Source organism: Buchnera aphidicola (Periphyllus testudinaceus), assembly GCF_964059035.1.
Lineage (GTDB): Bacteria > Pseudomonadota > Gammaproteobacteria > Enterobacterales > Enterobacteriaceae > Buchnera_J > Buchnera_J aphidicola_BN.
The window spans coordinates 39,055-53,191 of sequence record NZ_OZ060380.1; the positions used below are offsets into that span (position 1 = coordinate 39,055).

Below are 14,137 nucleotides of genomic sequence, written 5' to 3' on the forward strand. Positions count from 1 at the left end.
AAAAGTCTGATATAATAATTTTATATTAAATATAATTAAAAAATTTTTTATATTTATTTGTAAATAAAATAAAAAAATTTTTTAAAATATATTATTTTTAATAAAAAATAATTTTTCTTTTAATTTTGAGGTTTGTAAAAATTTTGAAAAAAAATACAGTTGTTTTAGCATATTCTGGAGGATTAGATACTTCAGCGATAATACCTTGGATTAAAGAAAATTACAATTTAGATATTTTTTCTTTAGTAATTGATATTGGTCAATCTAAAAATGATTTAAAAGGAATAAAACAAAAAGCTATAAAATCAGGATCAATTGGATGTAAAGTTCTTGATCTTAAAGAAGTATTTGTAAAAGATTATATTTATCCTTTATTAAGAACTGGTGCTTTGTATGAAGGAAAATATTTTTTAGGAACAGCTATTGCTAGACCTATAATAGCAAAAGCTCAAATTGATTTTGCAAATAAAATTAATGCATTTGCTGTATCTCATGGAGCAACAGGTAAAGGAAATGATCAAATACGATTTGAAATTAATTATTCTTCGTTATCTCCTAAATTAAAAGTAATTGCACCTTGGAGAGAATGGAAATTTAAATCTCGAGAAGATCTTTTAAATTATTTACATAAAAAAAATATTTCTACAAATGCTACTTTAAAAAAGATATATAGTAGAGATGAAAATATATGGCATATTTCAACAGAAGGAGGATTATTAGAAGATTTATGGAATGAGCCTACAGAAGAATGTTGGTCATGGACAAATAGCATAGAAAATGCTCCTAATAAACCGGAATATGTACATATAAAAATTAAAAATGGTTGTATTGTATCTATTAATAATAAAAATAGAACTCCTTTTCAATGTTTAAAAAAATTAAATAAAATTGGATCTATTCATGGAATAGGACGAGTAGATTTATTAGAAAATAGAATTATTGGATTAAAATCTAGAGGATGTTATGAAACTCCTGGTGGAACAATTATGAATGAAGCTATTCGTTCTATTGAACAATTAGTGTTAGATAGAGAATCTATGAAATGGAGATCTAAAATAGCTTTAGAAATGTCGCATATTGTTTATGAAGGACGATGGTTTTCTCCTCTTCGTTATGCTATTCAATCTTCTGCTGATAATTTATCTAAAATAATAACAGGAGAAGTAGTATTAAAATTACATAAAGGTAATGTAATTGCAGTTAAAAAAAGATCTATAAATTCTCTTTATTCAAAATCTTATTCTACTTTTGGAAAAGATTCTGTTTATAAACAATCTGATGCTACTGGTTTTATTAATCTTTTTTCATTGTCTTCTAAAATTAGAGCAATTAAAAAAAAATAATTATTTTTTGTATTTAAATTTATATTTCATTTTTATAAAAAATTTTGTGGAAAACAAATATATGGCTCTTTGGGGTGGAAGGTTTTTAAAGAAACAAAATTCTTTTTTTAAAAAATTTAATAATTCTTTAAAAATAGATTTTATTTTAGTTAAAGAAGATATTTTTGGATCTATAGCATGGTCTAAAATATTATTAGATAGTAAAATAATTACAGAAGATGAACAAAAAAAGTTAGAAACATCTTTAAATATAATATATTCGGAAATAAAAAATACACCAAAAAAAATATTGTTAAGTAATTCTGAAGATATTCATTCATGGGTAGAACAGAAATTAATTTATATGTTAGGAGATGTTGGAAAAAAACTTCATACTGGAAGAAGTAGAAATGATCAAATTGCTACAGATTTAAGATTATGGTGTAAAAAAGAAATTCATAAACTTAAAAAAAGTATTATAAATTTTCAAAAATCTTTAATAACTCTATCTGAAAAATATTTTTCTATTATTATTCCTGGATATACTCATTTACAACGAGCTCAGCCGATTATATTTTCTCATTGGTGTTTAGCGTATTTTGAAATGATACAAAGAGATTTTGATCGATTAAAAGATTGTTTACAAAGAATAGATATTAGTCCGTTAGGTTCAGGAGCTTTAGCAGGAACAGGGTGGAAAATTGATAGAAAAAAATTGGCTAATTTTATGAATTTTTCTAAAGAAAGTAATAATAGTTTAGATAGTGTTTCAGATAGAGATTATGTTGTAGAATTATTATCTATAGCTTCTATTGGAATGATGCATTTATCTCGATTTTCTGAGGATTTAATATTTTTTAATTCTGGTGAATGTAATTTTATTGAATTATCAGATAAAGTAACTTCAGGGTCTTCATTAATGCCTCAAAAAAAAAATCCAGATTCATTAGAATTAATTCGAGGAAAAACTGGTCGTGTATATGGTTCTTTAATAAATATTTTAGTTTTATTAAAAGGATTACCTTTATCTTATAATAAGGATATGCAAGAAGATAAAGAAGGATTGTTTGATTCTTTAGAGACATGGAGAATGTGTTTAAAGATGTCTAAAATAGTTTTATTAGGATTAAAATTAAATAAAAATATTTGTAAAAAATCAGCAGAATCTGGTTATTCGAATGCTACTGATTTAGCAGATTATTTAGTTCGTAAAGGTATAAGTTTTAGAGAATCTCATGATATTTCTGGAAAAATAGTTTTGCATGCAATTAATAATAATAAATCTTTATCAGAATTAAGTTTGTTAGATTATCAAAGTTTTTGTGTGTTAATTGAAAATGATATATATAAGTATATAGTTTTAAAAAATTGTTTAAATCAAAAAAATTCTAAAGGAGGAACAGCTCCTGAAAAAGTTTTATCTGAAATTCAAAAAAATAAAAAAATAATTTTTAATAATATTAATTTAATGAATTAATTTAATATTATAATTATAAAATATTTATATATTTTTTTAAAAAAAATAAGTATTTTTTATTTATAACAATTAAAAGGATAAGAGGTGAATAATTTTTTATATTTTTTTCATCAACATTTGTTTATTTTTTTTATATGGTTTATGTTATTTTTTTTAATAATATCTACATCAATTAAAAATTTTTTTATAAAATCTATATTTATAGATATTTATTATTTTGTTTTTTTAATAAATAAAAAAAAATCTTTTGTAATAGATACTCGATCTAAAAAACATTTTTTATTAGGTCATATTCCTTATTCTGTAAATATTCCATTTAAAAAAATTTATAATTTTGATATAAAAAAATTATCTCTTTCAAAAAATACAAGAATAATTTTTATTTCTTATTCTAATGTTTCTTTAAATAATTATATAGAAATTTTTAATAAATTAGGTTTTAATAGATTATATATATTGAATAATGGTTTAGATGATTGGAATATTAAGAATTTACCATTAATTTATAAAAAATAATTTTTTGAAAATTATTTTTTATTTTTAGGTTGAGTTAAATAGAATAAAAAATAAATAATTGATAGGATGTAATTAATGTTTGGAAAAAAAATAAAAAAAAAAGATGATACAGTAATTTTTCAGATTCAAAAAATTTATATTAAAGATGTTTCATTTGAATCTCCGCATTCTCCAAATATTTTTAAAGAAACTTGGAATCCAAAAATTTCTTGTGATTTAAATAATATATTTAATAAATTAAAAGAATTTTTATTTGAAGTTACTTTACGAGTAATAGTCAAAGTTCATATTAATTTTAAATTAGTATTTTTATGCGAGGTTCATCAATCAGGAATTTTTTATATTAAAGGTTTATCTGATAAAAAACTTCTTTATTGTTTAGGAGTTTATTGTCCTGATATTTTATTTCCTTATGTTAGAGAATGCGTATCTAGTTTGACTTCTCGAGGAGGTTTTCCTAATTTAAATTTAGATCCTGTAAATTTTGATACTATTTTTAAAAAAAACAATGAAAATAAAGATTTACTTAAATAAAAATTTTTTATTGTTTTTAAAAAAATTTTTGAAATTAATTTAATTATTTTTTGTTAACAATAATTGGAGTAAATTATTGTTAACGATATTTTTAAAATAAATATAATTAATATTTTTAATCGTCTAAAAAACTTTTTAAAATTTCTGATCTACTAGGATGTCTGAGTTTTCTTAAAGCTTTAGCTTCTATTTGTCGTATTCTTTCTCTGGTAACATCAAATTGTTTTCCAACTTCTTCTAATGTATGATCTGTATTCATATCAATTCCAAATCTCATTCTTAAAACTTTTGCTTCTCTTGGAGTGAGCCCGGAAAGTATATTATTAGTAGCATTTTTTAAACTTTTTGATGTTGCAGAATCTAAAGGTAATTCTAAAGTAGTATCTTCAATAAAGTCTCCTAAATGCGAGTCTTCATCATCTCCAATAGGAGTTTCCATAGATATTGGTTCTTTTGCTATTTTTAAAACTTTTCTAATTTTTTCTTCAGAAATAAACATTTTTTCTGATAATTCTTCAGGTGTAGGCTCTCTTCCAATTTCTTGTAATATTTGTCTTGATATTCTATTAAGTTTATTAATTGTTTCAATCATATGTACAGGTATTCTTATAGTTCTTGCTTGATCTGCAATAGATCTTGTTATAGCTTGTCTAATCCACCATGTTGCATAAGTTGAAAATTTATAACCTCTTTTATATTCAAATTTGTCTACAGCTTTCATTAATCCAATATTTCCTTCTTGTATTAGATCTAGAAATTGAAGTCCTCTGTTAGTATATTTTTTTGCAATAGATATAACTAATCTAAGATTAGCTTCTACCATTTCTTTTTTTGCAAAATTAGTTTTTTTTTCTCCAATTATAATTTTTCTATTTATTTCTTTTATTTGATTAATAGAAAGATTTATTTTTTTTTCTATTTTTAATAATTTATTTATTCTATATGTAATTTTTTTTTTTATTTTTTTTAATTTTTTTGACCAAGTTTTATTCATGTTTTTTGCTTTTTTAAACCATTTTATATTAGCTTCGTTTCCTAAATATATTTTTATAAATGTTTTTTTTGGCATTTTACATTTTTTTATACATTCTTTCATGAGTATACTTTCTTGAAATCTTATTTTTTTCATGATTAAACGTAAATTTTTTATTAAATGATTAAATTTTTTAGGTGCTAATCGAAATTGTTTAAAAATTTTAGATAATTTTTTTATTTCTTTTATTGAGTCTATATGATTTCGTTTTTTTTTGTTAACTGTTTTTTTGGTTAAGATATATTGATCTCTTAATTCTGAAAATTTTTTTTTTGCTAGTTTTTTATCTATTTTGTCTTCTTCTAAGTTTTTATTATTTTTTGTATTTATATTTTTTTGTTTTAATTCTATAAAATTGTAATAGGAATTATTATTTTTAATTGAATTTTTACAAGTATATTCTATATTTTTGTCTATAAATCCTGTAATTACTTCAGATATTTTAATTTTTCCAGATTGAATTTGTTCATATTGTTCTAAAAGATATTTAACGGATTTAGGATATTTTGAAATAGAAGATTGAATTTGTTTTATTCCATTTTCTATTTTTTTTGCTATTTTTATTTCACCTTTTCTGGTTAATAATTCAACAGTACCCATTTCTCTCATATACATTCTAATAGGATCTGTGGTTCGAACTAATTCTGTTTCTACATTTGATAAAACTTGTGTGACTGCTTCTACAGTATCTTCATCAGAATCGTTATTATTTCTTGAGTTATTTAAAATTAAATCGTCTGAATCAGGTGCATTTTCTACTACTTGAATTCCCATATCACGAATCATGTGAATTATATTTTTAATTTGTTCGGAATCAATCATATCTTCTGGTAAATGATCATTAATCTCAGCAAAAGTTAGAAATCCTTGCTCTTTACCATAAGTAATAAGCGATTTGAGCTGTGATTTTGGTTTTTGACCCATAAGATAATATCCATTTTATGAATTTAAATTAAATAATGAATTGTTGTAAATTATATTTAGATTTAAATAAATTTTTTATGTTAAAAAATTTATTTTTAAAAAAATATATTAGTTTTTAAAATTTTTATTTTTTTATTTTAAGTTTATTAATTTTTTATTTATTTTCCAAAGTTTTTTTTTTTCATTATTATCTAATCCTATTTTTTTTTCTTTTAATATCATTTTTTCAATTTTTTTATTTAAAAATTTTTTATTTAAATAAGTTAATATTTCTAAAAAAGTTTTTTTTATTTTTTTTTGAGATATCATATTTTCCCATTTAGCCAAATATTTTAAAATATGATATATTTTTTTTTTTCTATATTGTTCTAATAAAATTCCAGTATTAAGATTTTTATTTTTATTACATATTTTTATTATATTTAAAAATATTTTCATTCCTTTTTTTTTTTTGTTTAAAAATTTTAAATAATTTTTAGTTAATTTGTATAATTTAGGATTTTGAATAATTAAACTAATTAATACTCTCATTAAACTATATTTTTTTTCTTTTTTTAAATTAATATGTGTATGTTTATAAAATATTTTTTTTAAAGAATATTCGTCTAATATTCCAATTTTTTTTCCTAGATATTTATATAAAAAAAATTTATATGTTTTACTTGGAATCTTATTAATTAAAGAGATAGAATAATAAATAAAATTTTTTTTTCCTTCTACTGTATTAATGTTGTATTTTTTTATAAGCTCTTGAAATAGATATTTTGACATACAAATTGATTTTTTAATTCTTTTTTTAAAAAGTTTAGCACCTTCTTTTTTAATAATTGAATCTGGATCTTCATTTTTTGGAAGAAAAATAAATTTAATTGATCTTTTTCCATATAAAAATGGTAAAGATTTAATAAGGGTTTTCCATGATGCATTTTTTCCAGCTTGATCTCCATCATAGCAAAATATAATAGTTTTAGTAATGTTAAACAAAATTTTTATATGATTTTCTGTATATGCTGTTCCTAGAATAGAAACTGAATTATAGATTTTAAACTGAGTTAATGAAATAACATCAAAATATCCTTCTACAACTATTAAATATTTTATTTTTCTTATTTTTTTTTTTATTTCATATAATCCATAAATTTGTTTTTTTTTATGAAATATTTCTGTTTCAGGAGAATTTATATATTTTGGAATTTTTTTTTTTAATGTTCGTCCTCCAAATCCGTTTATTCTTCCATGTTTATCTCGAATTGGAAAAATTATTCTATGATTAAATCTATTATATATTTTTCCTGAATAATTAATTTTTATAATTCCTGCTTTAATTAAATCTTTTTTTTTAAAATTTTTTAATTGAGTTTTTAATATTTTTTTCATTGCTAATGGATTTGAATATCCTATTAGAAATAAATTTAATATTTTTGAATTAATTCCTCTTTTTTTTATATATTTTATTGCTTTTTTAGAATTTTTATTAATAAAATTTTTATAATATATATTAGAAATATTATCCATTAAATGATATAAGTTTTTTTTTATATTATATTTTTTTTTTATTTCAAAATTATTATTTTGATATGGAATACAAACATTATTTAAAATTGATAATTCTTCAATAGATTCTACGAATGTTAAACCGTCATAATTAATTAAAAAATCAATTACATTTCCATGAGAATTACATCCGAAACAGTGATAAAATTGTTTTTCATAACTTACAATAAATGAAGGGGTTTTTTCTTCATGAAATGGGCATTTAGTTTGATAATTTCTTCCTGTTTTTTTTAAAGAGATTTTAGATTTTATTAAGTCAACAATATTTGTTTGTAATATTAATTCATTAATAAAGTATTTTGGAATTTTTCCAGTCATATTTTTTTAAAAGTTATATTTTTATATATAAAATTTATTATTACCGTTCGTATTTAAAATATGAACGGTTTTAATAATATTTTTATAAAAATTTGTTAATATAATCTAATTCTTTTTAGATTTTCTCTGCATAATTTTTTTGTTAGTCTTTTAATTGCAGAAGCTCTTGCTCTTTTTCTTTCTGTAGTTGGTTTTTCATAACATTCACGTCTACGAATTTCTGCTAAAATTCCAGCTTTTTCACAAGATCTTTTAAATCGTCTAAGTGCAACATCAAATGGTTCGTTTTCACGTACTTTTATTATAGGCATTTTTTTTCTTTTTTTTTTTGAGATTTATTTTATAAAATATTATAGAACAGTTTATCAAATTTATAAATTTAAATCAGTTATATTAAAAAATATTTATATTTTAGGAATAATATATATGAAAATTTTGGGAATTGAAACATCATGTGATGATACTGGTATTGCTATATATGATAGTATTTTTGGATTAATTTTTAATAAAACATTAAGTCAATCTTTGATTCATAATAAATATGGAGGAATTGTACCAGAAATAGCGGCTAGAAAACATTTATTAAATATTATTAAATTAGTAAAAAATACTTTTAAAAAGACAAATATTAATATAAATGAAATTTCTGCAGTAGCTTATACTGCAGGACCAGGTTTAGCTGGTTCTTTATTAGTAGGATCTACATTTGGTTTATCTTTATCTTATTCTTTAAATATACCAGCTATTCCTATAAATCATATGGAAGCTCATTTATTATCTGTTATGATGGAAAAAAAATGTCCAATTTTTCCTTTTTTAGTTCTTTTAGTATCTGGTAAACATACCCAATTAATTTATGCAAAAAAAATTGGTAAATATTATTTATTAGGAGAATCTTTAGATGATAGTGCAGGCGAAGCTTTTGATAAAATTTCTAAAGAATTAGGTTTAAAATATCCAGGTGGTCCAGAAATTTCTAAAATATCAAGATTTGGAATGTTAAATAAGTATATTTTTCCTAAACCCATGATTAATCGAAAAGATTTGAATTTTAGTTTTTCTGGTTTAAAAACTTCTGTTATTAATTTTATTAAAAAATTTTCATTTTTGAATTTTCAAATTAAAGCAGATATTGCTAATGCTTTTGAAAATTCTGTAATAGATGTTTTAGTTTCTAAATGCGAACGAGCTATTAAAAAAATGTCTTTAAATCGTTTAGTTGTAGCTGGAGGAGTTAGTTCAAATATTTTATTAAGAAAAAAATTAAAAAATCTGCTGTTTAAATATAAAGGTGATGTTTATTTTCCAAGATCTAAATTTTGTACAGATAATGGCGCTATGATAGCTTATTTAGGTTTTTTAAAATTCAAAAAAAAAAATTTTGTATCAAATTTAAAAATTAAAGTGTATCCGAAATGGAAAATTTATAAATAATTTAAAAATTAAATTATTTTTTTAAAAAATAATTTTATTGATTTAAATAATTTAAAATATCTTTAATAGATATAATAGTCATATTATGAGTTTTTGCAAATTTTATACTATCTTTAATACGAGACATTGTTCCATTTTTATTTGTTAATTCTCCTATTACACTGTATTTTTTAAATCCTGCTAATTTTATTATTTCTAAAGAAGATTCTGTATGTCCTTGACGAGATTTTATTCCATTTATATGAGCTCTTAATGGAAAAATATGTCCTGGTTTATTTAAATCGTGAGGTTTTGATTTTTTAGAAATTGCAGTTTTTATAGTTTTTATTCTATCTATAGCTGATACTCCTGTAGTTACTCCATGAGCTGCTTCTATACTTACTGTAAAATTAGTTTTATATTGACTTGTATTATTTTTTACCATCATTGGAATATTTAGTCTTTTACGTGTTTTTTCTGTAATACATAAACAAATTATTCCGCTAGTATATCTAATAGAAAGCGCCATTTGATTAACTGTCATAGTTTCTGCTGGAAAAACTAAATCTCCTTCATTTTCTCTATTTTTGCTGTCTAAAATAATAATACCTTTTCCATGTTTTAGGTCATGTATTGCTGTTTTTATTCTTTGAATTGAATTTCCAAATTTAAATAGTTTTGTATGCATTAAATATACCTTTTTTAAATTATATAAAAAATTTAAATTTTTTAAAGAATAAAAATTTTAGCATATTTTTTGAGCTTCGACTATTATATTTATAATATTTTATAATTTTTTTTAATAATTTTTTATTTAGGTTAATAAAATTTTTAATAGGAAAATGAATGAAAATTTATTTAGTAGGAGGAGCTGTTCGAGATAATTTATTAAAATTACCTGTTAAAGATCGAGATTGGGTTGTTGTTGGAGCAACTCCAAATGAATTAATTAAAAAAGGATTTAAACAAGTTGGAAAAGATTTTCCTGTTTTTTTACATCCAAAAACTTTTGAAGAATATGCTTTAGCAAGAACTGAAAAAAAACTTGGAGTAGGTTATAAAGGTTTTCAAACAAATCATTCTAAAAGAGTTACTTTAAATGATGATTTGATTCGTAGAGATTTAACTATAAATGCAATAGCTCAAGATGTAAAAGGAAATTTTATAGATCCTTTTAATGGAATTCAAGATTTAAAATTACGATTACTTCGTCATGTATCAAAAGCTTTTAAAGAAGATCCTTTAAGAATTTTAAGAGTTGCTCGTTTTTCTGCTCAGTTATCTCATTTGGGTTTTCAAGTAGAAAAAAATACTATGAAATTTATGAAAATTATGGTAGGAACAGGCGAATTATCTTTTTTAACTTCTCATAGAATATGGAATGAAACAAAAAAAGCATTAATTTCTTATTCTCCTCATGTTTATTTTTATATTTTAAGACAATGTAATGCTTTATCTGTTATTTTTCCAGAAATAAATTATTTATATAATATAAAAATTAAAAATTTATATTTTAAAAATAATAATTTAGGAGAGCATTTTTTATTTTCTTTATCAAATTTTTCAAAATTTAATTTAAGTATTGAATTAAGATTTGCTTTTCTTTGTCAATTTTTTATTTATTATAGATATATTTATCGAATTAATAAAAAATTTAAAGAAGATTTTTTTCAATCAAATTTAATTAAAAATATGTTTATTCGCTTAAATATTCCTATTTTTATTAGAAAGTTATCTTATATCTCTTCTAATAATTATTTTTTTTTACATAATATTTTTTTAAAATCTTCTAAAGATATTATTTGTTTATTTAATAAAATTGATGTATGGAGAAATCCTTCAATAATAATAAAATTAGGAATTTTAAGTGAATATTGTATTTTTTTTCCAGAGTGCAAATATCATTGTAAAAGGTATGATATTAAAAATTTTCTTAAAATAATATTTATTATTTCAAGTTCTATTTCTATTAAATGGATTATAAAATCTGGTTTTAAAGGGTATTATATTAAAAAAGAATTAATTAAATTAAGAACATTATTATTAGAAATTTATCGATTAAAAATTTTTTTAATTAAATAAATTTTTTATATTTTTTAAATTTTATAATTATAAATATATTTATTTAAAAATTTTCTTTATTTTTATTTTTTTAAACGGCGATTTAACGCCGTTTAAATAATTTTTTCTAATTTTTATTAACATACATGATTATACTTTTTCCAGCAATAATTAAACCTTCTTTTTTTTCTATAATTTTTATTTCATCTATATTAGATATAACTACAGGAGTAATAATAGATTTTGCTGTTTTTTTTAATAATTTTAAATTTATTTTAATTATTAAATCTCCTTTTTTTACTTTTTGTCCTTCTTTTGCGTAAGATGTAAATCCATCTCCATTTAATTGAACAGTATCTATTCCAAAGTGAACAAAAATTTGAATTCCTTCGAAAGATTCAATAGAAAATGCATGTAATGTTTTAAAAATTTTTCCTATTATTCCATTAACAGGAGAGACAATATTTTCTTCTGTAGGTTTTATAGCTATTCCATCTCCTACAATTTTTTTAGAAAAAACTACATCTGGAACATTTTCAATTGGAACTATTTTTCCAGAAATAGGCGCAATAATTTCTATTTTTTTTTTTAAATGAGCATCTTTTTTTGAAAAAAAATTTGAAATAAAGCTCATTATATTCTCCTATTTATAGTATTTATAATAAATCTTCTTTTTTATTAAATTTTTGTATTAATTTTTTTACTTTTTTCACTGTAGGTTGTTTCAAAATTTTTTTTGCTAGTTTTCTTGCTTTCATAAAATTTATTTTTCTTATTATATTTTTAATTTCTGGTATAGATATAGAACTCATACTTAATTCATCTATCCCCATTCCAATTAATAAAGCAATATATTTTTTATTGCTTGCTAATTCTCCACATATTCCTGTTATTTTTTTTTCTTTATGAGATGCTTTAATTACTTTTTTTATTAAATATAATACAGAGGGGCTCATAGTTTGATATAATTGAGATATACGATCATTTCCACGGTCGACCGCTAATGTATATTGTGTTAGATCATTAGTTCCTATACTAAAAAAATCTACTTCTTTAGCTAAATGTTTAGAAATTATTGCAGATGCAGGTGTTTCTATCATTACTCCTAATTTTATTTTTTTATCAAAATTTATTTTTTTTCTTTGTAGTTCTTTTTTTATTTTTTTAATTTCTTTTTTAAGAAATTTTATTTCTTCAATAGAAATAATCATTGGGAAGATAATTTTAAACTTTCCAAAAGCTGACGCTCTGAGAATTGCTATTAATTGATCATGTAATATATTAGTTTTATCAATTGATACTCGAATTGCTCTCCATCCAAGAAATGGATTTTCTTCTTTTGGAAAATTCATATAAGAAAGATTTTTATCTCCTCCAATATCCATAGTTCTTATAACAATTTTTTTTCCAATCATTTTTTTAGCAACTGCTTTATATGCTTGAAATTGTTCTTCTTCTGATGGAAAATTATTTCTTCCCATAAATAAAAATTCTGTACGATATAATCCAATAAATTCTGATCCATATTTTTTTGATTTTACAGCATCATCGTAACTTCCTATGTTTGATCCTATTTTTATTTTTTTTCCATCTTTTGTGCGTGCTGAAAGATTTGTTAAAGATATTAATTTTTTTTGATTTTTTATATATATTTTTTTTTCTTTTTTAAATTTTTTAATATTTTCTTTGGTTGGATTAATAATAATTTTATTATTTATACTATCTAAAATTAAGAAATCATTATTTTTTACTTTTTTTGTAATATTTTTTATTCCTACAATAGCAGGTATCTCTAAAGATCTAGCCATAATAGAAGTATGAGAAGTTCTTCCTCCTAAATTTGTTGCAAAGCCAATTACTTTTTTTAAATTCATTTGAGCAGTTTGAGATGGAGTTAAATCATTGGTTATTAAGATAATTTTTTTTGTAATGTTATTTAGATCTATAAATTTTATATTTAATATATTTTGTAATAATCTATTTCCAATGTCTCTTATGTCGATTGATCTATTTTTTAAATATTCGTCTTGGATATTTTCTAATGTTTTTATTTGTTTTTGAATTGTTTTTTCTACAGCAAATTCAGCGCTTATTTTTTTTTTTTTTATTAAATTAATAATTTCTTTTTCAAATTCTTCATCCTGTAGAATTAATATATGACTTTCAAATATAGAAGATTTTTTTTTTCCAAATTTTTTTTTTGCTTGTATTTTAATTTTATTGATTTGTATTTCTGATTTTTTTCTAGCTTTTAAAAATTTTTTTATTTCTTTTTCTATATTTTTTTTAGATATTTTTAATTTATTAATTTTTATTTTTTTTTCTTTGAAAAGAAGCGCTTTTCCAAAAACAATGCCTGGCGATGCTGAAATTCCTGAAATCATGACATTACCTTTGAATATTATAATTATAGAGTTATTAATACAAAATTTTTTATAAAATTTTGATTAACAGATTTAAGAGTTTTTAAATATTTTTTTTTATATAAGTTTTTTGATAAAGATAGATAGTTTTTCTATTGCAGTTTTTTCATCTAAACCTTCAGCAGATAAAGTTATAATACTTCCTTGAGTTAATCCTAAAGTTTGAAGTTTAAATAAACTTTTTGCATTTGCTTGTTTTCCATTTGATATGATTGTAATGTTTGATAGGTATTTTTTTGCTTCTTTAACAAATTGTGCAGCAGGTCTAGTATGTAATCCATTTTGTGATGTAATTTTTATTTTTTTTTTAACCATTTTATATTTTTTCCTTAATTAAAGATTTGTACATTTTTTTATAATAAATTTAATTTAAATTATTCTTAATTTTTATTAAAAAAACAATTTTTTTGTAAAGTCAATAATTTTTATATTAACATTAATAATTATACTCTTACAAAAAAACTTAAAAAATTTCCGTATTTATTTAAAAAGAAATATTTTATAGTTGTTTTTTGTATAATTTTTTAAATTTAATATATAATTAATATAAATTTTTTTTTAA

The 14,137-nt window shown here is 20.7% G+C and carries 13 protein-coding genes; 6 read left to right on the forward strand and 7 right to left on the reverse strand.

Features of this window, described 5'->3' with window-relative positions; translation table 11 throughout:
• Positions 1 to 140: 140 nt before the first annotated feature.
• The 4 genes from AB4W45_RS00195 to secB all read left to right on the forward strand — a co-directional run bounded on the left by AB4W45_RS00195 (position 141) and on the right by secB (position 3,849).
• Positions 141 to 1,343, forward strand: a complete 1,203-nt coding sequence (locus AB4W45_RS00195; protein WP_367671528.1) for an argininosuccinate synthase — start codon at positions 141 to 143, stop codon at positions 1,341 to 1,343.
• A gap of 61 nt (positions 1,344 to 1,404) precedes the next feature.
• A complete protein-coding gene (gene argH / locus AB4W45_RS00200; RefSeq protein WP_367671285.1) occupies positions 1,405 to 2,799 on the forward strand; it encodes an argininosuccinate lyase in 1,395 nt (464 codons plus the stop codon).
• 84 nt (positions 2,800 to 2,883) lie between these two features.
• On the forward strand, positions 2,884 to 3,315 hold the full coding sequence (locus AB4W45_RS00205) for a rhodanese-like domain-containing protein (protein ID WP_367671287.1): 432 nt from the start codon (positions 2,884 to 2,886) through the stop codon (positions 3,313 to 3,315).
• 75 nt (positions 3,316 to 3,390) lie between these two features.
• A complete protein-coding gene (gene secB / locus AB4W45_RS00210) occupies positions 3,391 to 3,849 on the forward strand; it encodes a protein-export chaperone SecB (protein WP_367671288.1) in 459 nt (152 codons plus the stop codon).
• A gap of 115 nt (positions 3,850 to 3,964) precedes the next feature.
• On the opposite strand, the gene rpoD is transcribed toward secB, so the two are convergent.
• The 3 genes from rpoD to rpsU all read right to left on the reverse strand — a co-directional run bounded on the left by rpoD (position 3,965) and on the right by rpsU (position 7,989).
• Positions 3,965 to 5,806, reverse strand: a complete 1,842-nt coding sequence (gene rpoD / locus AB4W45_RS00215; RefSeq protein ID WP_367671289.1) for an RNA polymerase sigma factor RpoD — start codon at positions 5,804 to 5,806, stop codon at positions 3,965 to 3,967.
• Positions 5,807 to 5,938: 132 nt separating this feature from the next.
• Complete coding sequence (gene dnaG / locus AB4W45_RS00220) at positions 5,939 to 7,678, reverse strand: DNA primase (RefSeq protein ID WP_367671290.1); 1,740 nt, start codon at positions 7,676 to 7,678, stop codon at positions 5,939 to 5,941.
• 95 nt (positions 7,679 to 7,773) lie between these two features.
• Positions 7,774 to 7,989, reverse strand: a complete 216-nt coding sequence (rpsU, locus tag AB4W45_RS00225) for a 30S ribosomal protein S21 (protein WP_367671291.1) — start codon at positions 7,987 to 7,989, stop codon at positions 7,774 to 7,776.
• A gap of 115 nt (positions 7,990 to 8,104) precedes the next feature.
• On the opposite strand from rpsU, the gene tsaD reads away from it, so the two are divergent.
• Positions 8,105 to 9,112 (forward strand): tRNA (adenosine(37)-N6)-threonylcarbamoyltransferase complex transferase subunit TsaD, encoded by a 1,008-nt coding sequence (gene tsaD, locus AB4W45_RS00230; RefSeq protein WP_367671293.1) that lies wholly within the window; start codon positions 8,105 to 8,107, stop codon positions 9,110 to 9,112.
• A 34-nt stretch (positions 9,113 to 9,146) separates the two neighbouring features.
• Here the strand turns inward: tsaD and ribB are convergent, their stop codons facing one another.
• Positions 9,147 to 9,779 (reverse strand): 3,4-dihydroxy-2-butanone-4-phosphate synthase, encoded by a 633-nt coding sequence (ribB, locus tag AB4W45_RS00235; RefSeq protein ID WP_367671295.1) that lies wholly within the window; start codon positions 9,777 to 9,779, stop codon positions 9,147 to 9,149.
• Between the two features lie 158 nt (positions 9,780 to 9,937).
• Here ribB and AB4W45_RS00240 point away from each other — a divergent pair, with 158 nt between their 5' ends.
• Positions 9,938 to 11,173 (forward strand): tRNA CCA-pyrophosphorylase, encoded by a 1,236-nt coding sequence (locus AB4W45_RS00240; protein ID WP_367671296.1) that lies wholly within the window; start codon positions 9,938 to 9,940, stop codon positions 11,171 to 11,173.
• 106 nt (positions 11,174 to 11,279) lie between these two features.
• Here the strand turns inward: AB4W45_RS00240 and crr are convergent, their stop codons facing one another.
• The 3 genes from crr to AB4W45_RS00255 form a co-directional block, all read right to left on the reverse strand.
• On the reverse strand, positions 11,280 to 11,786 hold the full coding sequence (crr, locus tag AB4W45_RS00245; protein WP_367671298.1) for a PTS glucose transporter subunit IIA: 507 nt from the start codon (positions 11,784 to 11,786) through the stop codon (positions 11,280 to 11,282).
• Positions 11,787 to 11,808: 22 nt separating this feature from the next.
• Positions 11,809 to 13,536 (reverse strand): phosphoenolpyruvate-protein phosphotransferase PtsI, encoded by a 1,728-nt coding sequence (ptsI, locus tag AB4W45_RS00250; RefSeq protein WP_367671300.1) that lies wholly within the window; start codon positions 13,534 to 13,536, stop codon positions 11,809 to 11,811.
• 96 nt (positions 13,537 to 13,632) lie between these two features.
• Entirely contained in the window at positions 13,633 to 13,890 is a 258-nt protein-coding gene (locus tag AB4W45_RS00255; protein WP_367671301.1) for an HPr family phosphocarrier protein, read from the reverse strand.
• Positions 13,891 to 14,137 lie beyond the last annotated feature (247 nt).